19 protein-coding genes and 2 pseudogenes are annotated in these 25,535 nt (G+C 26.7%); 3 read left to right on the forward strand and 18 right to left on the reverse strand.

The features are described 5' to 3' along the window. Nucleotides 1–228 precede the first annotated feature (228 nt). Nucleotides 229–756: a 2'-5' RNA ligase family protein gene (locus BN7997_RS11925; protein WP_071120989.1), complete on the forward strand. Its 528-nt coding sequence runs from the start codon at nucleotides 229–231 to the stop codon at nucleotides 754–756. A gap of 139 nt (nucleotides 757–895) precedes the next feature. Here BN7997_RS11925 and BN7997_RS11930 read toward each other — a convergent pair whose 3' ends face one another. The 17 genes and pseudogenes from BN7997_RS11930 to BN7997_RS12010 all read right to left on the reverse strand — a co-directional run bounded on the left by BN7997_RS11930 (nucleotide 896) and on the right by BN7997_RS12010 (nucleotide 20,120). After that, on the reverse strand, nucleotides 896–1,093 hold the full coding sequence (locus BN7997_RS11930) for a DUF1450 domain-containing protein (RefSeq protein ID WP_071120990.1): 198 nt from the start codon (nucleotides 1,091–1,093) through the stop codon (nucleotides 896–898). 311 nt (nucleotides 1,094–1,404) lie between these two features. After that, nucleotides 1,405–2,941: pseudogene (locus BN7997_RS11935) on the reverse strand (AbgT family transporter). A 22-nt stretch (nucleotides 2,942–2,963) separates the two neighbouring features. After that, on the reverse strand, nucleotides 2,964–4,136 hold the full coding sequence (locus BN7997_RS11940) for a M20 metallopeptidase family protein (protein ID WP_071120991.1): 1,173 nt from the start codon (nucleotides 4,134–4,136) through the stop codon (nucleotides 2,964–2,966). A gap of 147 nt (nucleotides 4,137–4,283) precedes the next feature. Beyond that, complete coding sequence (gene nhaA, locus BN7997_RS11945; protein WP_071120992.1) at nucleotides 4,284–5,489, reverse strand: Na+/H+ antiporter NhaA; 1,206 nt, start codon at nucleotides 5,487–5,489, stop codon at nucleotides 4,284–4,286. Between the two features lie 452 nt (nucleotides 5,490–5,941). Continuing rightward, a pseudogene (locus BN7997_RS11950) lies at nucleotides 5,942–6,589 on the reverse strand (transposase); the annotation flags it as partial. A gap of 353 nt (nucleotides 6,590–6,942) precedes the next feature. Further along, nucleotides 6,943–8,256 carry a TRAP transporter large permease gene (locus BN7997_RS11955; protein ID WP_071120994.1) on the reverse strand — a complete coding sequence of 438 codons (1,314 nt, stop codon included), beginning with the start codon at nucleotides 8,254–8,256 and terminating at the stop codon, nucleotides 6,943–6,945. Nucleotides 8,257–8,302: 46 nt separating this feature from the next. Beyond that, nucleotides 8,303–8,806, reverse strand: a complete 504-nt coding sequence (locus BN7997_RS11960; RefSeq protein WP_071120995.1) for a TRAP transporter small permease — start codon at nucleotides 8,804–8,806, stop codon at nucleotides 8,303–8,305. A gap of 38 nt (nucleotides 8,807–8,844) precedes the next feature. After that, complete coding sequence (locus BN7997_RS11965) at nucleotides 8,845–9,915, reverse strand: TRAP transporter substrate-binding protein (protein ID WP_242873416.1); 1,071 nt, start codon at nucleotides 9,913–9,915, stop codon at nucleotides 8,845–8,847. Between the two features lie 310 nt (nucleotides 9,916–10,225). Further along, nucleotides 10,226–11,629 (reverse strand): glucuronate isomerase, encoded by a 1,404-nt coding sequence (gene uxaC / locus BN7997_RS11970; protein WP_071120996.1) that lies wholly within the window; start codon nucleotides 11,627–11,629, stop codon nucleotides 10,226–10,228. A 14-nt stretch (nucleotides 11,630–11,643) separates the two neighbouring features. Beyond that, nucleotides 11,644–13,131 (reverse strand): UxaA family hydrolase, encoded by a 1,488-nt coding sequence (locus tag BN7997_RS11975; protein WP_071121424.1) that lies wholly within the window; start codon nucleotides 13,129–13,131, stop codon nucleotides 11,644–11,646. Beyond that, a complete protein-coding gene (locus BN7997_RS11980; RefSeq protein WP_071120997.1) occupies nucleotides 13,116–14,609 on the reverse strand; it encodes a tagaturonate reductase in 1,494 nt (497 codons plus the stop codon). The genes BN7997_RS11975 and BN7997_RS11980 overlap by 16 nt, the downstream gene beginning before the upstream one ends. A 15-nt stretch (nucleotides 14,610–14,624) precedes the next feature. Beyond that, a complete protein-coding gene (locus tag BN7997_RS11985; protein ID WP_074010981.1) occupies nucleotides 14,625–15,656 on the reverse strand; it encodes a sugar kinase in 1,032 nt (343 codons plus the stop codon). Continuing rightward, on the reverse strand, nucleotides 15,637–16,299 hold the full coding sequence (locus BN7997_RS11990) for a bifunctional 4-hydroxy-2-oxoglutarate aldolase/2-dehydro-3-deoxy-phosphogluconate aldolase (protein WP_242873417.1): 663 nt from the start codon (nucleotides 16,297–16,299) through the stop codon (nucleotides 15,637–15,639). Before BN7997_RS11990 ends, BN7997_RS11985 begins: the two co-directional genes overlap by 20 nt. A gap of 285 nt (nucleotides 16,300–16,584) precedes the next feature. Next, nucleotides 16,585–17,286, reverse strand: coding sequence for a GntR family transcriptional regulator (locus BN7997_RS11995; RefSeq protein WP_071120998.1), 702 nt, complete (start codon nucleotides 17,284–17,286; stop codon nucleotides 16,585–16,587). Between the two features lie 206 nt (nucleotides 17,287–17,492). Continuing rightward, entirely contained in the window at nucleotides 17,493–18,869 is a 1,377-nt protein-coding gene (locus BN7997_RS12000) for an MATE family efflux transporter (protein WP_071120999.1), read from the reverse strand. Between the two features lie 10 nt (nucleotides 18,870–18,879). Beyond that, the gene (locus tag BN7997_RS12005) at nucleotides 18,880–19,317 is read right to left on the reverse strand and encodes a MarR family winged helix-turn-helix transcriptional regulator (protein WP_071121000.1); all 438 of its coding nucleotides are present in this window, start codon (nucleotides 19,315–19,317) and stop codon (nucleotides 18,880–18,882) included. 275 nt (nucleotides 19,318–19,592) lie between these two features. Beyond that, nucleotides 19,593–20,120, reverse strand: coding sequence for a hypothetical protein (locus tag BN7997_RS12010; protein WP_071121001.1), 528 nt, complete (start codon nucleotides 20,118–20,120; stop codon nucleotides 19,593–19,595). A 402-nt stretch (nucleotides 20,121–20,522) separates the two neighbouring features. On the opposite strand from BN7997_RS12010, the gene BN7997_RS12015 reads away from it, so the two are divergent. Next, nucleotides 20,523–20,948, forward strand: coding sequence for a C1q-like domain-containing protein (locus tag BN7997_RS12015; protein ID WP_071121002.1), 426 nt, complete (start codon nucleotides 20,523–20,525; stop codon nucleotides 20,946–20,948). Between the two features lie 63 nt (nucleotides 20,949–21,011). Here the strand turns inward: BN7997_RS12015 and BN7997_RS12020 are convergent, their stop codons facing one another. After that, a complete protein-coding gene (locus BN7997_RS12020; protein ID WP_071121003.1) occupies nucleotides 21,012–21,920 on the reverse strand; it encodes a DNA-processing protein DprA in 909 nt (302 codons plus the stop codon). A gap of 438 nt (nucleotides 21,921–22,358) precedes the next feature. On the opposite strand from BN7997_RS12020, the gene BN7997_RS12025 reads away from it, so the two are divergent. Then, on the forward strand, nucleotides 22,359–25,532 hold the full coding sequence (locus BN7997_RS12025; protein WP_242873418.1) for a DEAD/DEAH box helicase: 3,174 nt from the start codon (nucleotides 22,359–22,361) through the stop codon (nucleotides 25,530–25,532). Nucleotides 25,533–25,535 lie beyond the last annotated feature (3 nt).

The following is a 25,535-nucleotide window of genomic DNA, read 5'->3' on the forward strand; positions in this document are numbered from 1 at the left end:
ATTGAAATTAATTTTAAGATAATTATACACTAATTTTCCTAAAATTTGATTACTATTTTGTTACTAAATAGTTTATATTTAACTATATTTTACTTTTTGTATTTATAAATCTTCATATTTTCACTTATTTATATCATATTATAAGTATATAATATTTATGTATATGGTATAAATTTTAATATGATAATTTATACTATGTACATAAAATTAAATACAAAGGAGTACTTTATGAGATATGTTGTTGTAAGTGTAGTTAAAGGAGAAGCAGGTAATTTTAATAATAATTTAAGAAAAGAAGTGTACGAGAAATTTAATGCTAAATCATCTAAACTTCCTGCACATTTTACTATCAAGTCTCCATTTGAAACCGATAATATAGTACAATTAGAAAATACCTTAGATAAATTTAGTAAAGAAAACTATTCTGCACCTTATAAAATAAAAGGATATGACCATTTTGATGATAGGGTTATATTTATGAAAGTAATTATGAGTAAAGAAGGCAAAATTCTTCATGATAATCTAATAGATTCTATGAGTAGTATTGATTATATAAACTTTGATAAACTAGATGGTAAAAATAAAATATTTCATATTACTATAAGTTCAAAAAAAATAAAAAATATATTTAATGATTTATTAAACTATGTAAGTTATATACCTTGTGATTTTAATTGTAACTTTGATAATATTTGTATATATAAATGGGAAAATAATACTTGGGTACTTCATAAAGAATATCTATTAAAAAAGTAGTAGCAAAATTGCTACTACTTTTTATACGTATCATTTTTAAATGGTTAACATCTTGATCTCTTAATTCATTTTCTCTTTTTACCAAATTATTCACCACACCTTTATATATGAAATTAAATACTTTGGTTAAATTCCCTTTTTATTTGTTATTTTTTGCAGCTTCTAAAAATTCATCTTCTGTTTGCTTTATAACAAGTTCTCCATTTATTTTTCCTACAGCTTCCTTAGAAAATGATCTACATGCACCTATACATCCAGTTTTAACATTTTCTTCTCCTATAGTCTTTTTTAACTTGTCTACATTTATATTTGAACAATATGGGCATACTCTTATCATTGTTTTAATCTCCTTTAAATTATTATACTTTTATTTATTTTTATACCCCATATGTTAGTTTATAAACATAAGTAATTGCTTTTGTAATCATAATAACTTATTAGAGTTTAATTTAAAATCAATTATAAATAAAAATAAAGTAAAACTATCTTCTACTATTCTTAAATATATTAGATTATCTTCCCTTTAACTATTAAAATTAACATTAATATATATGTATTATCAAATTAAAATAGCAAATGCACTTAATTTAAGGTTTATAAACTTAAATTAAGTGCATTTATTATTTCATTACATATATTTAGTTCATTCTATATTGAATACAATATTGCCCCTCCTGGTCCTAGAGGTATATTAAATATCATAAATGCTAAAAGAAGTATTATCCAAGCAATAGCAAAAACTATTGAGTATGGAAGCATATTAGCTATTATAGTACCCATACCTATATTTTTATCATATTTTTTAGCAAATGCTAATATTACTGGAAAGTATGGGAAAAGTGGGCTTAATGGATTAGTTATAGAGTCCCCTATACGATAAGCAACTTGAGTTAATGCTGGGTCATATCCTAATAATAAAAACATTGGTACAAATATAGGTCCCATTATTGCCCATTTTGCAGATGCACTTCCTACAAATATATTTATAAATGCTGCAAATAATACAAATGCTACTATAAGCCCTTTACCTGTCATACCTGCATTTTGAAGCCACTGCGCTCCTTTTATAGATAATATAGTACCCAAATTACTTGCATTAAATAAGTATAAAAATTGTCCTGCTGCAAATGCTAAAACTATATACATTCCCATATCACTCATAGAGCTACCCATCATAGAAACTAAGTCTTTATCATTTTTTATACTCTTAGTAACTTTACCATATACAAATCCTGGAACTAGAAATACTGCTGTTATTATCGGAACTATACCTTTCATTAAAGTTGAACTATTAGAAAGTAATGATCCTGTTTCGCTATCTCTTAAGAATGCATCATTACCTATAGATAACCCAACTATTATAATTACTACTAATAATAATGAATATAGTGCATATTTAAGACCTTTAGCTTGAAGTGGCGTAACTTCTTTTGATGTTGATGTATCCTCTGCTAAGCCTTCGTATTTTCCAAAACGAGGAGCTACATATTTTTCAGTTACAATCGACCCAAGTATAGTTAATACTACTGCAGATACAGCTAAGAAATACATATTCATTGCTGGATTTACTACATAATTTGGATCTACCATTTGTGCAGATTGACCTGTAAATCCTGCCAATAATACATCTATCATACTAACTATTATATTTGCAGAAAATCCTGCTGCAACTCCTGCATACCCTGCAAACATACCTATTAATGGATGTCTTCCTATACCTATAAACACAAGTACAGCCAACGGTGGAAGCACTATAAACCCTGCATCAGCTGCTGCATTTGCTACTATCCCAACAAATATTATAGTTCCAGTAACTAATTTTTTAGGAACTTTGTTTCATTAATACTTCCATAAGACCTGTTTTTTCTGCTATTCCTGCACCAAGCATTGTAACAAGTACAAGTCCTAATGGTGCAAATGATTGGAAATTTGAAACTATGCTACCTAAGAATATCTTAAGTTGCTCTTTAGTTAATAAGTTTATAGCTATTATTTTCTCTCCAGTTGATGGATGAATTGCACTAACATCTTGACTTGATATAATTGCTGATAATACAAATATTACTCCACATAATATAAAAAATATTGTAACTGGATCTGGTAGTTTATTTCCTACTCTTTCTACTGAATTTAATACCCTATCTAATAAACCAACTTTTTTATTTTCTGTTTTTACTTTTCCCAATTATATCGCCCCCTAATAGAATTTACTTTAAATAATCAATTGCTATTTGAGACAAGCTTTGAGCTAATATGCCTACATTTTTGCTGTCCCATTTAAAGTATGGGTTATGGTGAATAACTGGCTCAATTTTATTATTCGCTATTCCAACAAATATAAATGCTGATGGAACTTTCTGTGCAAAGTAAGCAAAATCTTCTCCACCCATATTAGGTTCTTTTAAATCAAATACATTTTCTTCTCCAACTACTTTTTTTAATGATTCTTTAGCAAAGCTAGTCATATATTTATCATTTATTAATGCTGGATACTTAGGTTCATATTTAAATTCATAAGCTGCTCCTTGAGAGGTTGTTATCCCCCTTATTAAATCTTCCATAACTTTTGGCACCCAGTTTCTAGTTTCCTCATTAAATGTTCTTATAGTTCCTTCTAACTCAACTTCATTAGGTATTACATTATGACAATCTCCACCTTGTATTCTTCCGCAAGTTATAACTACTGGGTCTAGCGGATTTATTTTCCTACTTACTATAGTTTGTAATGAATTTACAATTTGGCAAGTTATAACTATTGGGTCTATTGCTTCTTGAGGAACTGCTCCATGCCCACCTTTTCCTATAACTTTTATATTAAATATGTCTGGTGATGCCATCATAGCGCCTTCTTTTAAATGTACTTCTCCTTCATTTAAATATCCCCATAAGTGTGCTGCAAATGCTGCATCTACTTTTGGATTTTCAAGTACTCCCTCTTCAATCATAGGAAGAGCACCACCATCTCTTTCTTCTGCTGGTTGAAATACTAGTTTTACGTTACCATGTAAGTTATCTTTTAGTTCATTAAGTATCATCGCTGCACCTAAAAGACCTGCAACATGACCATCATGACCACAAGCATGCATCATTCCATCTATCTTTGATTTATACTCTACGTCTGCCTGCTCTTGTATCTTTAATGCATCCATATCAGCTCTAAGAAGTACTGTTTTTCCTTGATATTTACCTTCTATTAATCCAACTACGCCTGTCTTAGCTACATTTTTTTGAACTTTTATACCTAGTTTTTCTAGTTCTTCGATTATTATTTTTGATGTTGTAAATTCACTAAAACCATCTTCTGGATACATGTGTATCGTTTCTCTTAAATTAATCATATGTTGTAAATATTTTTCACCTAGTCTTTTAACTTCGCTCATTTTTCATCCCCACTCTAAATTTATTTAGGTCTATTCTAATCTATATATATTTTATTTTCCATAATTTAGACTATATTAATTAATTTTATAATAAAAAAAGAGGTTCATCTATATACTTCTCTGATAACCTCTCTATACTTTTTAATATTATTTACCTAATCCAAAAGGTAAGTGAGATATTATATATCTTCTATTTAAATACGGTTTTAAAAATATTGTTGTGCAAGTTAACGTTGATGATAAAACTCCTGATACTAATATGCATATCTTACTTGCATCTATTATATCTTGATTCCCTGAAAATGCTATTTCTGTAACAAATATAGACATTGTAAATCCTATACCTGCAAGTATTGCAACTTGAAGAAGAGATGACCATGTAGTATCTTTGGGTTTTTCTATTAAGTGTAATTTTACTCCTATATAACTAAACAGCATTATTCCAAGTGGTTTTCCTATTATAAGACCACCCATTATACCTTTTATAAGTGTTTTAAGTTCCGAGTAATTTACGTTTGCTGATAAATTTATTCCAGTATTTGAAAATGCAAATAACGGAAGTATTAAATAATTGCATAATGGTGATAAATTGTCATTTACATTCTCTAATACACTTTTATCACTATTATCACTATTTGCTGGTAAACACATTGCTAATAATACACCACTTATTGTTGAGTGTATCTTGCTTATATAAACAAAAAACCAAAGTGCTATTCCTACAACCATATATGGCATTGCTTTTTTTACTTTTAATATTTTGTTCATATAAATCAAGATACACATTACACCTATAGCACCTATTATTCCTACTAAATTTATATCTGAAGAATATGCTATACCTATAACTAATATGGATATTAAATCATCAACCACTGCAAGAGATAGTAAAAATACTTTTAAACTAGGATCTAATTTATTTTTTAATACCATAAATACTCCTACTGCAAAAGCTATATCAGTAGATATTGGTATTCCTATACCATTAGAAAATCTTGTATTATAATTTGACATTAGAAATATGATTGCTGGTAATGCTACTCCACCACATGCTGCTATAACTGGAAATGCAGCTTTTTTTACACTCGATAAATGACCATGTAATATTTCATATTTTATCTCACACCCTACTACTAAGAAAAATATTGCCATTAAAAAATCATTTATTAGTAGATGTAAATTAAATTCACCAAATATTTTAATATCATTAAATACATAATGATATTCTTCTCTTAAACCTGTATTTGACATTATTAAAGCTAATATTGTAGCACTTACTAATAATATACTTGTTAATATTTCTGGATTAACTTGCTTTAATCTTCTCTCTGTAACCTTTCCTTCTAACTTCATCTCAATATCCTCCATTCTTTTTATGTTCCTAATATATTATTGTCAATTTTACATATATTAGCAACTTTTTGGATGAAGTCATACAGTATATAAACTAACTTTTTTTTAATTTTAGTTTATTAAAGTTTTATTCGTATCAAAATTTTAATGAAATAAGTATATAAATTTATTTCGAAATCATTTTCCTTTTTATTTTTGAAAAAGTTTTTGTTTCTTGTATACATAAAATATATTAATAAGTTAAATTAATTACTATATACCTTTAATATTTAATAAAAAATTCGCTTCGCTCATATCCGTTGCTTGAGCCACTGCATGGGCGAAGCATTTCAAAATATAATTTTTTACGTCTCTAAGGTTATTGATATTATTTATATTTATAGGTTACCCACAAAAAATTTCATATAATAATTTTCTTGTACATAAAAAATAGACTCTATCATTAGAGTCTATCAGATTGTAGACAAAATAGCCATTTTTAACTTATATAAAATGGCTATTTTCTTTTTTATAAAGATTTTTAGTGATAATATACTAAAAATAGGCGTGAGCCTTAGATTATTGGATGTATCTTTCCACATCCAATTAGCTAATTTTTTTAGATTCATGCATGAGAAAATAAGACTCACCTCCATCTCAATTTTCGACAAGCCTCTTAATTTTGTATATCTCATACCATGTTTCTCTTTTGCATCTGCAAAAACTCGTTCAATTGTTTCTTTACGTTTACTGTAAACTTTTTTTACATATGGCTTATGTCTAAGATGATCAGCTTCTTCTAAATAATTTTGCCATATATGCCTTGTAACTAACTTTTGTTTATTTTTACTATTAGTGCAAATATTTAAGTGTTCACAAGATTTGCAATCACTTGGATTAGATTTATACTCTCTATACCCATCTCTATTGGTAGTTGAATATTTTAAAATTTTATTATTAGGACAAATATAACAGTCATAATACTCATCATATACATATTCATATTTCTTAAAAAATCCTTTTTTAGTCATAGGTCTTTTATATGGAATAGCAGGAATTATACCATCATCTAAAATAGTTTTACAAATATAAGGAGTTATATATCCAGCATCTATAGCTATCGCTGTTGTATGTTGTTTACTNCTCATTGAAGGTATGCCAAATAAATATTGAATTAAAACTATTTTTATTAAAACAACAGGATCTATACTTGGAGCTCCTAACGGAGAGTATAAATCTTTTACTTTATCATAAATAAAACTAAAATCTATTGCATTTTCTATTTTTCTTACTAAATGGTTTTCAGGAACCAATCCATCTAATATAACATTTATTTCATCATCTCTAAAATTTTCTTTTCTTATAGTTAACATATTTATCACCTCATAAAGAGTATTGACAAAAATAAAAGAGCGTAGACTTTGTCTACGCTCTGATAGACTCTATCATTAGAGTCTATTTTAATAAGTTTATATTATGCAACTCCCATAAGTTTTGGAATAAATAAACTTAATTGAGGTATAAATGTAACTAACATAAGAACTACGAATATTGCTATATAGAATGGTAATATCTTCTTTATAACACCTTCTACCTTAGTTTTAGCTACTCTACAACCTACAAACAGTGTATTTCCAACTGGAGGTGTTATTGTACCTATACATAAGTTAAATACTAGCATTATACCAAATTGTATTGAGTCCATACCTAAACTTTGAGCTATTGGTAAGAATATTGGAGTAAATATTAATATAGCTGGAGTTGCATCCATAAATGTACCTACTATTAGTAATAATACATTCATTATCAATAATATAACTATTGGATTATTAGATATACCTAATATTAAGTTAGTTATATATGTTGGAACATTAGTAAATGCTAATACCCAAGACATTATAGATGATGCCCCTATTAAGAATACTATCATAGCTGTCATATTCACTGCTTCTAATAATATTCTTGGTAAATCTTTTATCTTTATAGATTTATATAATAACATTGATAATAATAAAGAGTATACAACTGCTATTGCCGCACCTTCTGTAGCTGTAAATATACCACCTGTTATACCACCTATTATTATTACTATTAACGATAAACTTGGTATTGCATCTAAAATTACTTTTAAAGCTTGCGATAATGTTATTTTTTCTTTAGTTACTGTTTTATATCCTTTTTTCTTCGCTATAAAGAATGCAACAGCCATAATAGCTATTCCCCAAAGTATTCCTGGTATATATCCTGCCATAAATAATGCTGTTACTGATGTACCACCACTAACTAGTGAATATATTATTAACGAGTTACTTGGAGGTATTAATAATCCAGTAGGTGCTGACGCTACATTTACTGCAGCAGCAAAATCTTTATCATAACCTGCTTCTTCTTGTAGCGGTGTCATAATTCCACCCATAGCAGCAGCTGCTGCTGTTCCTGATCCACTTATTGAACCAAATAACATATTTCCGATAACATTTGTATGAGCTAATGATCCTGGTAATTTACCAGCTAATAAATTTGCAAAGTTTACTAATTTTATTGCTATACCACCATTATTCATTATAATACCAGCTAATATGAAAAATGGTATTGCTAATAATGAGAATGAGTTAATTCCTGTAAATATACGTTGTGCAGCTGTAAAAACTGCATTTTCCCATGGTAATGCAGATAATATTGCTAAAACTGAAGATATCCCTATTGTAACCGCTATTGGTATCCCTATTAATAGTAATATTGGAAATACAGCTAATAAAGTTAATCCTGTTTGTAATGCTAATTCCATTAAATTTCCTCCTTTAAAATATAAACCATTATTCCCTAATTTATTATTACACTATTTTTGACCCTTGTTTATTTTTATCCCCAGACAATTCCTTGATAATATCAGATATATTTAAAGCATTGTATATCATTGTTGTAATACCTGATAAAGGTAATGCTAGGTATATATATCCCATTGGTATTTGTAAAGATGAAGATAGTTGTCCCATTGATAATTTTGACATATTCCATCCACCGAAAACTAATATGAATACTGCAAATGCCATTATTACTAATTCAAAAAATATTCTTACTTTAATTTGATTTTTTTCACTTAATTTATCAAATAAAAATGTCATCGCCATATGTTCGTTCTTTCCAAATAAATATGCTCCACCTAATAATCCCATCCATACAAAAGAAAATAATACTAATTCTTCCGTTACCGTACTTGGATTATTAAGTACATATCTTGATACAACTTGCCATGTTACCAATATAGTCATTAATGCCAATAGTGTACAGCATATAAATTCTAACACTTTATCTAAACGTTTTCTAAGAGTTTCCATCTATATTCTCCTTTTATAATATTTTATTACCTTTATAATTAATTAACTTTTATTTCAGAGCTATCTTTAGAATTCTCTTTATTTTCATTTCTTGCTAATATTTCATCACCTTTTGCTCTTATCTTATCGAAAATTGCCTTCATATTAGCATCTTGAGTATATTCATTATGTAAATCTTTCATTTTTTCTTGGAATGGCTTTATATCTGGATAATAAAATTGAACTCCCATCTCTTCAGCCTTTTCCTTAGCTTCTGTTGCTGCTGCATCCCAAGCTTCTACTTCAAATTCATTTGCAATTTTTGCTCCATCTATTATTGCTTGAGATTGCTCTTTAGTTAACTCATCTAATAATCTTGCATTAACTATTAATAAGTCAGGTAACATTGCATGCATATTATAAGAGTAGTGCTTTGCAACTTCACCATGTTTATTATTTACAAGTGCTAATTCATTATTTTCTGCTCCATCTATAACACTTTGTTGTAATCCTGTATAAACTTCACCAAATGACATTGGTGTTGCAGATGCACCTAATGCTTGAAGCATTTTTACATTTGTTGGACTTGTTTGAACTCTTATTTTTAGCCCCTTTAAATCATCTGGTGTATTTATTACTTTTTTTGTAGTATATATATTTCTTACACCAGCATCAAACCATGTTAATCCTATAAATCCACTTTCTCTAGTTGATTCATATATAGGTCCCATTATAGATTCATCATTCATCACTTCATGATAATGTTCTTTACTATCCATTATGTACGGTAGGTTAAGAACAGTATATGAATCTTCAAAAGCTTCTAAGTTTCCAAGACCTGCAACAACTAAATCTATAGCTCCTGTTTGACATAACTCCACTGCTTGAGATGTTGCTCCTAATAGCTCATTTGGAAATATTTGAACGTCAAGTTCATTATTTGTTTTTTCTTCAACATACTTTTCAAATTCAAGTAAAGCTTTATGTTGAGGATGCTCTTCATTTTGACCATGAGCAACTCTTATAACTCTTGCAGATTTTCCTTCCCCATTAGCACTGCTACAACCTACACCTACTAATGACATTGCTGCTATTAACATTAAAGCAGTTATACGTTTTCCTATCTTCATCAAAAATCCCCTTTCAATATAACATATAAATGAATTCTAGTATACAAGTTAGAATCCACTTAACGTATATTTTTTATTATAATACTTTTTATTTTCTAAATAGTTATTCACTATTTATTAACACTTATAAATATATTTCAATATTTAGATTATGTATATATTTATTTTTCCCCTAACATATACATAACCTAAATATTATTATTTTACTCTCATGTTTATTGTACTTTTATTGTACTTTTTGTTATGTTTTTATTTTAACAACTATTTCCATAATAATCAATATTTTTTTATTATATTTTTTATTATATTTTTACTGACCTTTACAATATCTGACAGCATTATTATAGCATATGTTTTCTATTATTTCTCCTAGTATATCCATATCTGCTGGGTATTCTCCATTTTCTACTAAACCACCTATGTAGTTACATAATATTCTTCTAAAGTATTCATGTCTTGTGTAAGATAAGAAGCTTCTTGAATCTGTTAGCATTCCAACAAATTGACTTAATAATCCTAATTGAGATAAAGCCATCATTTGTCTTTCCATTCCATCTTTTTGATCGTTAAACCACCATCCAGAACCGAATTGGATTTTACCAGCTATCCCTCCACCTTGGAAGTTTCCAAGCATAGTTCCTAGTACTTCATTGTCCTTTGGATTTAAACAATATAATATAGTTTTTGGAAGTTTATCTTCTCCATCTAATGTGTCTAATAACCTAGATAGTGGTTGAGCTACTTCACCATCATCTATACTATCAAATCCAACATCTGGACCTAGCTTTTTAAACATTCTAGTATTATTATTTCTAAGTGCTCCTATATGTAACTGCATAACCATGTTGTGCTTGTGATATATTCTACCTAAGTTCATCATTGTTAAAGTTGCATATTTTTCTATTTCATCTTGAGCTAATGTTTCTCCATTTATAGCCTTTATAAATATTTCATTAACTTCTTCTTCATTTGTATTTTTGAAGTAAACTCTATCTAAAGCATGGTCTGTTATTGTACATCCATTTTCAACAAAGAATTCTACTCTTTTTTCTAAAACTTCCATAAGTTCTTTATAGTTAGTTATAGTTGTATTTTCTGTTTGGCCTAAAACTTTTATATATTCTGCAAAACCTTCATTTCCTATTTTTACAGCTTTATCAGGTCTTAAAGTAGGTCTAACTTCACAGTCAAAGTTTTCATCTTTAGCTATTTTTATATGATGCTCTAAATTATCTGCTGGGTCATCAGTAGTTGCGATGTATTTAACATTTGATTTTGTTATAATAGCTCTTGCACTGAAATCTGTTTTTTGTATTACTTCATTACATTTGTTCCATATTTCTTCTGCATTATTTTCATTTAAAGTTTCATCTACTCCAAAGTATCTTTTAAGTTCTAAATGAGACCAATGATATATTGGATTTCCTATTAAATAAGGCATAGTTTTTGCAAATGCTTTAAATTTTTCAAAGTCAGTTGCTTCACCTGTTATATAGTATTCATCTATACCAAAACTTCTCATAGCTCTCCACTTATAGTGGTCTCCATATAACCATATTTCTGTTATATTGTTATATTTTTTATCTTCTGCTATTTCACTTGGTATTAAGTGGCAGTGGTAATCAAATATAGGCATATTTTTAGCATGATTATGGTATAAAACCTTTGCTGTTTCATTACTTAATAAAAAATCTTCACACATAAACTTTTTCATTTTATATTCCCCCTCTATAATGTAACTCCATCTTTTAATATTGCTATTTCTTTGTATCCGTTTACTTCATTGTGAGCAAAGTAATTACCTGATGCAGTATTTACTATTAAGTTAAAGAACTCTTCATCAACTTTTCTAGCATCTTTATTTTCTAATATTTGACCTGCATTAAAGTCTATCCAATGTTTTTTATTGTTATATAAATCAGAGTTAGTTGATATTTTTAAAGTAGGTACTACTCCTCCAAACGGAGTTCCTCTACCAGTTGTAAATAACACCATATGAGCTCCTGATGCAGCAAGTACTGTAACTGCTATTTGGTCATTTCCTGGACCTGATATTAAGTTAAGGCCATTTTTAGTAGATTTTTCTCCATACTTTAATACATCTGTAACTATGGCACTTCCACCTTTTTGAACACAACCTAAAGATTTTTCTTCTAAAGTTGTTATTCCACCTTTTTTGTTCCCTGGAGATGGATTTTCATATATAACTTGGTCATATCTTATAAAGTATTTTTTGAAATCATTTATTAAATCAACACTATTATTAAATACTTCTTCAGTTAAAGATCTTTCAAATAATATTGTTTCTGCACCAAACATTTCTGGAACTTCAGTTTGTATACTTGTTCCACCTAATGAAACTAACTCGTCTGATAATCTTCCTAAAAGTGGGTTTGCCGTTATTCCAGAGAATGCATCTGACCCTCCACATTTAAGACCTATCTTTAATTTAGATATATGCACATCTTCTCTTTCAAACTTAGATGCATATTCTACTAGTTCGCTTATTAGTTTTTTACCTTCTTCTATTTCATTTTCAACATCTTGTATATTTAAGAATTTAACTCTATTGTTATTGATTGGTTCAAGTATAGCCTTAAAACTTTCTAGTGTATTATTTTCACACCCTAATCCTACAACTAAAACCCCCGCTGCATTAGGATGATTTACTAATCCAGATAATATTTTTCTTGTATTATCTAAATCATCACCTAATTGAGAGCATCCATGAGGGTGCTCAAAATGATGAACACCATCTACTTTATCATTTATTAGCTTATTTCCTTCTCTTGCTAATATTGCACAAGTTTTATTTATACAACCTACAGTATTTATAATCCATATTTCATTTCTTATACCGATATCTCCATTTTCACGGACATATCCTTTAAAATATATATCATTTTCTTTTACATTATTTTCTAACTTATTTGATTCAAATTTATATTCTAATATACCATCTAAGCCTGTTTTTATATTATGACTATGTACCCACTGTCCTACTTTTATATCTTCTTTAGCTTTACCTATACTGTATCCGTACTTTAATACATCATTATCTTTGTCTATATTTTTAATAGCTATTTTATGTCCTTTAGGAGTATCTTGTAAAATTTGAATTGCTTTATCATCAACTTTTATTGTATCTCCCATTTTACTATCGTCTAGTAATACTACTACATCATCTTTAACATTTATTTTTATAAATTCACACATACTATATTCCCCATATTCTTTAAGTTTTGACATACCTCATCTACCATGCCAGTATATACTGATAGATCTTCTCCCCAAAGCTTTGTTTCTGATAAAATTTCTCTCACATACTCTTCGTTTTTAACTTCGTATTTCTTATTTACGTTATACATAAATTCTAATACTTCTGGAGTATCAAATACCTTGTATTCAAATCCTTTAAAGTCTTTTCCTACATATCCATTTTCAGTTTTTTCAATTTGATAAAATCTTATAAGACCTGCTAAACCTACCATTATATTTTTAGGTGCTTTATTGTTATCTTCTATGTAAGTTTTAACTGTTGGCCATAATCTATTTGCAAACTTAGAAACTGAGTTCATAGATATAGATTCTAATTTATGCATTATATGTGGATTTCTAAATCTAGATAGTACTGTGCTTGCAAATTCTTCTTTATTTCCTGTTTTATTTTTTATTGAAGGTAGTATTTCATTTTCTAAAGTTTCATTTAAAAATGCCTTCATTTCATCATTTTCAACAACTTCATCAACTTGCTTAAATCCTTTTAATATACTTAAAGGAGTTATTAATGTATGAGAACCATTTAATATTCTAACCTTTAATAATTGAGTATCAGAAAGTGATTCTAACCACTGAACATTAAGTCCTGATGCATTAAGAGGTAATATATTATCTAATTCTTTATCTCCCTCTATTGCCCATAAGAAATATGGTTCACACATAGAAAGTGCTCCATCTTTATATCCTAAGTTTTCAAAGTATTCATCTGCATTTGCTGATGGGAATCCTGGTACTATTCTATCAACTAAGTTGTTTAAGAATACACAATTTTCATTTACCCAAGTTTTAAATTCTTCAGATGCACCAAAGTCATTTGAGTGTTTTTCAACAAACCCTTTTAATACTTTTCCATTTTCAGCAACTAACTCACAAGGAAATATAAGTAGTTTTTTAGATATATTTCCAAGGACATTAAATCTGTGCATCAAGAATGCTGTTAATTTTGCAGGGTATAATCCTTCAGTTGAAACCTCTTCTAATTTAACTTCTTTATATGCTAAACCTGCTTCAGTTGTGTTAGATATTACAACTTCTAAGCTTTCTTGCTCAGCTATATTCATAAAAGCATCCCATTCTTTATTGTAGTTAAATACTTTTGAAAATACTGATACTATATCTTTTTCATAAACTTCAGTATCTCCCTTAAATCCTCTTTGAATTACTGTATATAGCATATCTTGTTCTTTTAATAAATCTATTTTTTTGTCATAATCTAAAGGACAAGTTAAAGCTATTGAACCATCATATTTTCCTGCTTTTATAGCTTGATATACCATCCAATCAAAGAATGACATTAAGAAGTTTCCTTCTCCAACTTGCATTATTTTTACTGGACTATTTGTAACTTTGTCATATATTTTTCTTTGTTCCTCATTTAAACAATCTAAATTTAAATTTTTTAACTCTTTACTCATTTTTTACTCCTTTGATTATCTATTTATATTTCCTACTCCATTTTTCATAAGAGTAGTTACATCTTTTTCATCAACCATATTTATATCCCCTATGATGCTATGTTTTAATACACTTGCACAAGTTGCAAATTCTATAGCATCACTACATTTCATATCTGATATAAGACCGTGTAATACACCTGCTGTAAAGGAATCTCCTCCACCTACTCGGTCTAATATGTCAAATGTATATACTTTGGACTTTTCTAACTTTTCCCCATTAAATAAAAATCCTTGTAATGAATTATTATTAGCAGAATTAACAGTTCGTTTTGTAGATGCCATATATTTTAAATTTGAGTAATTTTTACATAATTCTTTATATAATCTTTCAAGTTCTGATTCTATATCATTTTCCATATTTACATCATACTTTAATATATTTTTAAAATCTAATATTCCTAAAAATGCTATATCAACAAATGGTAAAACTTCTTTCATAAACTTACTAGCTTCATCTAAGCTCCAAAGTTTTGCTCTATAGTTAGAATCATAAGAAACAATTATATTTCTCTTTTTAGCTTCTTTTACAAGCTCTAAACTAAATTCATATAAGTTTTTACTAAGTGCTGGAGTTATTCCAGATATATGAACTAATTTTACATCATTAAGTATTTTATCTATATCAAATTCATCTTTACTTGCCATTGATATTGCTGAATATTTTCTATCATATATAACTTCTGAGTTTCTAGCACCATGACCTGTTTCTAAAAAATATATACCTAATCTACCTTCACCTTTTACTATATCTTTAGTATCTACTCCAAAAGCTCTCATATCTCTTATAACTTTTTCTCCTAAAGAATTTTCTGGTAATTTGGTAACTATTTTAGTATCATGATTAAATGAACTTAAGCTACAGATAACATTTGCCTCTCCACCAGCATAAGTTGCATCAAAACTATTTGATTGTATTATTTTATTAAAATTAGTAGGAGTTAATCTTAGCATTATTTCACCAAATCCTAATATTTTATTACTTGAATTAATTTCTAATCTTTTCAATTTTACTTACAAACTCCTTAGCTAAGTTTTCTATTTCTTTTACATCCCTTGACCCTAATAATGAGCTTCCAACCCCTACACATGAAACGCCCATTTTAAACCATTCATCTATGTTATCAATATTAACTCCACCTGTAGGCATTATTTCTACATTTGGTATAGGTGCTTTTACTGCTTTTATATATTTTGCCCCAAACACTTCACCTGGGAATAACTTTACCATAGGATTTCCCTTTGATAATGCATTCATTATTTCTGTAACAGTCATACAACCTGGTAAATATAATATATTTAATTCCTTACATACATCATTTACTTCATCAGAAAACCCTGGACTTACTACATATAAAGTTCCTGCCTCTATTGCATCTTTAGCCATTTTTTTATTTAAAACACTACCAACTCCAACTAGTGCTTCTGGGTAATTTTCTGATACATACTTTATAAGCTCTACTACATTTGGTATTGTATATGTAAGCTCTACAGCTTTTATCCCACCTGAAATACATGCTTTTATATAACCTAATGCTTCTTCATGACTATTAGCTCTTATTACGGCTACTATTCCTTCTTCCTTTAATTTTTTTAATATCATTTCTTGATTATTTCCTCCTAATAAAGTAAGAATTGGTATACAAGTCATCCTTTATTACTCCCTTTATTTGTATACTAATAATTTTATTTTTAACAATTTTCTTATTAATTTGTATATTATCATAATAAGATAACATTTTCAACATACTTTTTTTAATTTCATATTAAATCTATATTTAAACACCTTGTATACAACATATATTTAATGTTCCTTAAAACTATATTGTATACAAGTTCACTTTTATAATTTATTCATATGTTTTTATATAAAAAATAAAAATCACTAAATTCAATAATATAAGATTGATTTTAGTGATTTTTATTTTATACATCTTTATTTTTCTTCATTTCTTTTAAAATACTTAGAATTCTCTTCATCTAATTTAGTTAAGTATTCCCAACTTTTTCTAGAATCTCTCATATGATAATTTATTACATTCTCTACTTTATCTTTTTCCTTATTTTTTATTATATTTAAAATTTCTTCATGTTGTTTAACTACTAATTCTTTTGAGTCTTTCTTTTGAGATAATAATCTCATCCTATTATAATGAGTGCTTATTTTTAAAATACTTTCCCATATAGCTTTCTTTTTTACGCCTAAGAATAACGTTTCATGGAAACTAGTATCTAGCTTATGAAATTCATGTTCTCCACCATCCATACTAGCAATTATATTTTGAGCAAATAGATTTTTTTCAAGTTCTATTATTTTATCTTCGGGGAAATAGTTACACGCTTCTTTTAAAACTTTTTCTTCTAATGCAAATCTCATAAAAATTGCTTCTTCAATTAAATCTAGGTCTATTAAAGATACATAAGTTCCCGATTGTGGTTTTACCTCTATTAGGTGTTCATTTTTTAATCTCATTAAAACTTCTCTAATTGGTGTTCTTGATATATTTAATTTTTCAGATAATTCTACTTCACTTAATAATTCACCTGGCTTTAATTCTAATGACATTATATTTTCTTTTAATATCCTATAGGCATATTCTTTTCTCGATTCTTTTTCTTTTTTTTCATATAGTATCAAATATGTACCCCCCATCTTACTCACATCCTATGTTATCGTATATTTATATTAACAGTATACTAAATGTTTTTTATTATTCAATATATATTTTTACATTCTTAAATTAGCACTACTTATTTATAGTGATTATAGGCAATAATTGAATTAATATACTTTCTTAACAACAAAAAAGCTAACTTAAAAATATGTAAGTTAGCTTTTTTATATTATATAGCATTAATTTCTTCTAATTTATCTTCTGTTTTTTCATAACTTCTAAATTCTTTAAATATTACTATAGCTGTTAAAATTGATGATATTGCATCTGCAGTTGGTTGTGCAAACCAAACTCCATCTAAACCAAGGAATTTAGGTAGTATTAATATCATAGGAATTAGTATTATAACCTGTCTTAATAAACTTAATACCATTGCCATTTTTGCCCTTCCAGTTGATTGAATATAGTTAGTACCTACTATAGATATACCTATCATAGGAAGCGCTAAAGTATATTTTCTTAAACCATTTATAGTTATATTCATAAGCTCTGCATCTTTATTAAACATACCAACTAAAACTTGTGGTGCAATTTGTATTACTAATGCCCCTACAACAAAGAATGATGTAGATGCTAATACAGATATTATAAATGTCTTTTTAGCTCTATCATAATTTTTAGCACCATAGTTAAACCCTACTATAGGTTGCATTCCTTGAACTAATCCAAATGATGGCATTAAAAATATCATTGCTATAGAACTTATCGTAGCCATAGCCCCTATAGATAAATCCCCACCATAAGTGCTTAATGCTTGATTATTTAATACTTGAATCATGCTTGCAGCTATTTGCATTGCAAATGGTGCTGAGCCTATAGCACATATAGCTTTTATGATATTTTTATTTAATTTTAAACTTGATTTTCTAAACTTAAGATTAGATTTTCCTCTTAAATAATAGCTAATTCCCCATAAAGCCGTTACTGCTTGAGATATAACAGTTGCAAAAGCAGCACCTTGTATCCCCATATTAAATCCAAATATGAAAAGTGCATCTAATACTATATTAGTAGCACATCCTACAGTCATTATTATAGCTGATAACTTTGGATTTCCATCTCCTCTTATTATATTATTAAACATCATACCTAATATATTAAATACTGATCCAAATAATATAATACTTATATATGCTTTTGCATAAACCAATGTTGCATCACTTGCTCCAAAAACTTTTAATATGCTATTTGAAAATAATATTCCTATTACTGTTATTAAAATACCTATTATTACGGATAAAGAAATCGCATTTCCTATTATACTTTCAGCTTCTTCTTTTCTTTTTTGACCTAATTTTATAGATATATTAGTTGCAGAACCTACACCTATTAACATACCAAATGCTAATATTATTGTCATTATAGGCATTGTTACACCAAGACCTGTAATTGCTAGTGGTCCAACTCCTGGTATATTTCCGATAAACATTCTATCTACAACATTATAAAGTGCATTTACCATCATACCAATTATTGCTGGTACTGAATATTTTAGTAGTAATTTACCAATCGACTCTGTTCCTAAAACTTGTTGACTATTATTCATTGTCTACCTCCTATACATTTATATTCTTACATACTTTTTCAAGCAAACTTTTAAGCATTTCTTCTTCTTCTTCTGTTAAACTCTTAGTTATTTCTTTATTCCAATCATTTAAAACATCTAATACACCTTCTCTAACATCTTTTGCCTTATCATTTAGATATATCTTATTAGACCTTTTATCATTTTCATCTTTTATTCTTGTTACAAATCCTTGTTCTTCTAATTTTTTTAAAGCTCTTGCTGTTGTTCCCTTATCTATTTTTAAAGTTTCAGCTATTTCTTCTTGATTTTTTCCATCATTTATATATAACTCAAGTAAGAACATAAATTGTCCTGACCCTATTCCATACTCAGAAACTTCTTTATTTATAAATACACTTCCCTTTCTATAAAGCTGAGATATGTATTTACCTATATGTTTATTTCCTTTACATTTTTCTGCATTCATATTAAATCCCACTTTCTATTAGTTGTTTGCGCAACTATTATAGTATATCACAATTAATTGCTATTGCAACTATATTTTAATTTTTATTCATTTAAATATATGTTAATTATAAAATAAGTTATTTATTTTTATAAACATATATCAGTATTTTTCTATACTATTCTTTAATTATATCTTAGAAAATAATATTAATTTTAAAACCACGCACATAAACATAGCTACCTTAAGTTATAATGTTTATAACTTAAGATAGCTTTTTAACTTTGACTTTTAATTTATCTAAAATCATTTATATTATTTTCTAAGTTTATATATTTAAGTATATTTGGAAGAGGTAATTGTCTAGTTTCTATTCCTTTACCAAAGTCTTCAAAGGCTTCTTTTGTTTCTTTATTATATGTGTTAACTATTCCATCTTCTAATTCAGATAATCCTTTGTATATGTAATCTTTTATATCATCTATAGATTTTAAATTAGCTATTTCTTCGCCTCTTAAAACATGTCTAAATATTTCAAAACCTTCACCTTTTGATCCCCATATATATATTTTAAACATGACTAAAGTCATATCTAAATATAATCCACCACTTATCGAGTTCATATGGTTTATATCTTCATATAGATGTTGGTTAAAATCTATAAACCCAGCCCCTGCTATTTCATAATTTTTACTTTCTTCACATACTATATTATTTTTTACTATATTATTATGAAAATCTTCATACCCATTGCTGTTTATAAGTATTTCTGCTAATTGGTTAGTTTGTACAAAAACTTTTTCTTTAGTTATTAATCTGTCCATATTTATCTCCTTTAGAATTATATATTAATCTGTTGGTTAGTTAAAACTATTTTCCTAACTCATAACTTTCTGGTAATTTTTAACCTTTGCTTTTTAAATATTCTACTTAGATTAGACTGATATAATCTATTATCAATATTTATTTCGGAAAACTTATAATATCTTATGAATTCCCATTACATAAAGAACTAAATATAAAAATAGCTGTAATAAATAAAACATTATTAGTTTTAAATATTTTTGTCTAATCCTATATGTATTACTAGAATTAGGTATCCACATTCATATTTATTATTATATATTTACAGTAATTTTATCATAAAACTTCATTTTGTAAAATATCTATAAGTAGTTAGTAAGTTTATTGTAAAAATATAACTAATATATTTCGGAGGTAAATAAATGTGTTTACAAATGCAAAGTACTTTAAATAATATAATAGATAAAGACCAACCTATTATATTTAATAAATGTATAATAGATACTGATCCAAGTATAACTTATAACTACAGTACGGGTCATTTTACTATAAATTCTAATGGTATTTACTATATAAGATGGTGGGCTAATATACATACTTGTAATGATAGTGATTATGTATCCCTTTCTATTAAATCTTGTAAAGGACATAATATAGAAAGTTGTACTACTAAAAAAGAACAACTTTGCGGAGATGCAATTGTATCTGTTTATGATTCACATTTAAATTTTTCCTTAACTAATAATTCAAATTCAAGTGTAGGTCTATGTCCTTATACTAATATAAAAGCTAATCTATCTATATTTAAGATATCTAAATCTTATATTAAAAATGATAGTCTATTGTAAAAATCTATTTGTCTATAGATATTTAATTATATTTGTCAATAAAAAAGGAGATATTTAATTTTTTTAAATATCTCCTTTTTTATTTTCTAATCTATCTTTAACTTTTTCTAGTTGATATTTTATTTTAGGCATATCTTCTTTACCATTTATAGATATAGCCTTATCATTTTCTAAAAGAAATTTATTACCACTTTTATCAATATTAAAACAAGCTAACACTCTTTCTTGTTCTAATGTAAAGTTTGCAGTATGCATAGTACCAGATTTAATATTTGCCTCTATTACTATAGTTCCCAAACTAAGACCACTTTCTATTCTATCTCTTTCTATAAAATTATTTTTAAATGAAGTAAATCCTATTGGGTATTCACTTAACAAACAACCGTTATTTTCTATTATTCTTTCTGCTAATTCTCTATTTTGAATTGGATACATTGTATCTAATCCACTAGATAATACCCCTACTGTCATACCATTAGCATCTAGGCATCCCTTATGAGCATAAGTGTCACAACCCATAGCTAAACCACTTATTATTGAATAATTTTCTTTTGCAAATAAGTATGCCATTTCATATGCATTTTTTTGACCTTCTTTACTAGCTTCTCGACTCCCTATTATAGCTAAAGTATTTTCATTTATTATTGCATTATAGTTTCCTTTATAAAATAATACTTGAGGAGCATTTTCTATAAGTTTTAATTTTTTAGGGAAATCTTTATGTAATATATCTATAGTTTCAATGTTTTGTTTCTTTGATAAACTTACTATTTTTTCAGCCCTTTCATAAGCTAATTTAACTTCTTCTAAAGTCGGTACTTTTATTCTCTTATTATCATTTTTAATATCTATAAATATATCTATTATATCATTTTCATTTTTAGGAATTTCTTGCATGTATTTTATAAAATAACCAACACTTTTCTTTCCTACTTTTGGTATAGATAGTAAAGTTAATATTATATTTTTCATATGACATTTCTCCTTATAATATAAGGTTTCCCAATTACAATTACTTTATGAGAAAATATATTTAAATTAACTCGTTGTGCTAATTAAATATATTTACTAGAAATATTAGATTCTAGCAAGCTAAATTTTGATAATAAAAAGTTTATATAGCAATTTCAATATGTATCATAAGATAATTAGTACAAAAGATTTAAGATATTTTTATAAGATTCTATTAAACCTAAATAATAATTTGTGATAATAAACTTTATAAGACTTTTTATATTAGTAAGTATATTTTTTATTGAATTTATAATATATATGTACCTTTATATAGTTTATTTTATAATAAAATTTATCACTATAAATTAAATGTAAATCAAAATTATAATATTTTTGTGTCATTGTGTTAATTTTAGACTATAATATTTTATATACAACAGAGAGTAAGGTGATATTTTGAACTTTAATAATATACAAAATTTAGTTATGAATAATACTGTACCCTCTAGATGGAATAGAGGGATTAAGTATTTTAATAGAAAACTAGTAGACCATATAACAGTAAATATAAATGATGGTATAGTTACTTTTGATGCAATAGCTGAATCTGAGTTTTTTAATGATGTTTATACCACATCAATTTCTATAGATACAATAAATAATAAAATACTTGGTTGTAGTTGTACTTGTGAGGACTATCTTTCAAGACATAATCAAAGCAATATATTTATTTGTAAACATATTGCTGCAACTAGTATAACTGGAATTAGACAACTAAAAAAGGAAGCTTCTTTAAAAGTAGTAAATAATGTATTAAATAAAAATAATAATTCAAATGTTTATAATACGCCTACTACACCTAATAAAAAACTTCTATCTTATTTTAATAATGATAAAAAAGAAAAGGTTAATTTAGAGGTAAATATAGATATAAGTGATAATGGTGTATTTGCAGATTTTAAAATAGGAACCGATAAAATGTATGTCCTTAAAAGTTTAAAGGACTTTTCATTTGCTCGAATTAATAATGATTTATTAGAATATGGAAAAAACTTCATATACAATCCTAATATTCATTACTTTGAAGGTGTAGATGAAGAGTTAGTTGATATAATAGAAGACTTTGGACGTAAAAATACTATGGCTTTAAATAGTTTTAACGCTAAATTTTTAGATGTTGGAAGTAGTGGATTAAAAAGATTTTTAAAAACCTTGGGAGATAAAGAATTTACACTTACTTATAATAAGGAATTTTACCTTCCTAAAGTTGTAAATGAAAAATTACCTATAAATCTAGATTTAGAAAAATGTGATGAAAATATAGAATTAAAATGCAATAATAATTTACCTATGCCCCTTACTCATAAAGGGGATGTTGTTTTGTATGATGAGAATATATATTTATTATCTAATGAAGATGCTAGAAATTATAAAACACTTTATTCTATATTAAAAGATCACAATAATATAGAATTTACCAAAGAGGAAATAGATCCTCTTTTAACTAATTTAGTTCCTAAAGTTAAAAGTTTTTCTAAAAATATAAATATTGATAATGAAATAAAAGATAATATAGTAAATGATTTTAATACTAAATTTTACTTTGACTTGAAAAATAGTAATGTCATATGCGAACTTAAATTTGAGTATGATGATGAAAATAAAACAAAATATGTTGTTAGAAATTTAGAAAAAGAAAAAATATTTAAAGATAAACTTTTATCTCTTAACTTTATAAATAATGATTCATACTATGTATTTAATGGAAGTGATGAAGAATTATTTAACTTTTTAGATATAGAGATAATGAACCTTAAAAGTTTAGGTGATGTCTATTATTCTGATAAATTTAAAAATAGAAAAATTATAAAATCAACTTCTATTCATGCATCTATAAGAGATAGCTTAGATGGTTATTTGAATTTTTCATTTAATATTGACGATATAAATCAAAATGAATATAAAGATATGTTCCTTGCCTTTAAAGAAAAAAAGAAATTTTACAAATTAAAAAATGGAAGTTTCTTAGATTTAGAAGATAGTGAAACTAAGGATTTATTTGAGCTTGTTGAAAACTTAAATGTATCAAGCTTTGATGACTCTAAAGTTCATTTTAGTAAGGCCTTATATATTAATGATATGTTTAAAAGTAAAAATTTAAATTTTATAGAAGGTAAGCAATTTGTTAATCGTATTTGTGATGACTTTGATAATATAGAAAACTTAGATTTAAGTATCCCTAAAAATTTAAAAGCTAATCTTCGTGATTACCAAGTAGCAGGTCTTAATTACTTTAAAACTTTAGACCACTATAAATTTGGTGGAATACTTGCTGATGAAATGGGTCTTGGTAAAACCCTTCAGACTATATCATTCTTACTTTATAAAAAAGAAAATGTTAAAAATACTAAAAGTTTAATAGTTACTCCAACTTCTTTAATATATAACTGGAAAAGCGAATTTGAAAACTTTGCACCAGATATTAAAGTACTTTTAATTCATGGTAATAAAAAAGAAAGGGAAAAATTATTAAATACTATTGATGAATATGATGTAGTTATAACTACTTATGCTACCCTTAGAAATGATTTAGATTTTTATGAAACTAAAGTATTTGATTACTTTATAATAGATGAGGCACAAAATATAAAAAATCCTATATCTTTAAGTACAAATGCTGTAAAAAGTATAAACTCTAAAGTTAGATTTGCACTTACTGGTACACCTATTGAAAATAACTTACTTGAGCTTTGGTCTATATTTGATTTTGTTATGCCTGGATATTTATATAGCAGAAATAAGTTCCAAGATTTGTTTATATATGATGAATATAATGCTAATAATCTTAGAAAACTTATAAAACCATTTATACTTAGAAGAACTAAATCTCAAGTTATGACTGAACTTCCTGATAAAATAGAGAATAAGTTTTTCGTTGAGCTTAATAAAGATCAACGAAAAGTATATAGTGCTTATGTGGAAGAAATTAAAGAAAAAATAAATAATAAAGATATCAAAACAGATAAGATAACTATGTTTTCTTATTTAACAAAACTTAGACAATTATGTTTAGATCCTAGTGTTTTAATAGAAGGTTATAATAAAAAAAGCTCAAAAACCGAAGCTACTCTTGAAATATTAAAAGATTATATAGAGGATAATCATAAAATACTTTTATTCTCTCAGTTTACTTCTGTTTTAAAAAATATTGGTAAAGAACTTTCTAAAAATAATATAGATTATTATTATATAGATGGACAAACTAATGCTTTAGAAAGATTAAATCTTGTTAATAAATTTAATGAAGGCGAAGATGTTAAAGTATTTTTAATATCTTTAAAGGCTGGTGGAAGTGGTCTTAACTTAACTAGTGCTGATGTTGTAATTCACTTTGATCCTTGGTGGAATCCAGCTGTTGAAAATCAAGCTAGCGATAGAGCTCATAGATTTGGTCAAAAAAATGTGGTTCATGTTATTAAACTTATCGCAAAGGGAACTATTGAAGAAAATATAATTAAACTTCAAGAAAATAAAGATAAGCTTATAAAAGATTTTATAAATGATGATTTATCTAATAGTGGACTTCTTAAGAGTTTATCCGATAAAGATATAATAGATTTATTTTCATAAAGT

Source organism: Romboutsia timonensis (genome assembly GCF_900106845.1).
In the GTDB taxonomy this organism is placed as follows: domain Bacteria; phylum Bacillota; class Clostridia; order Peptostreptococcales; family Peptostreptococcaceae; genus Romboutsia; species Romboutsia timonensis.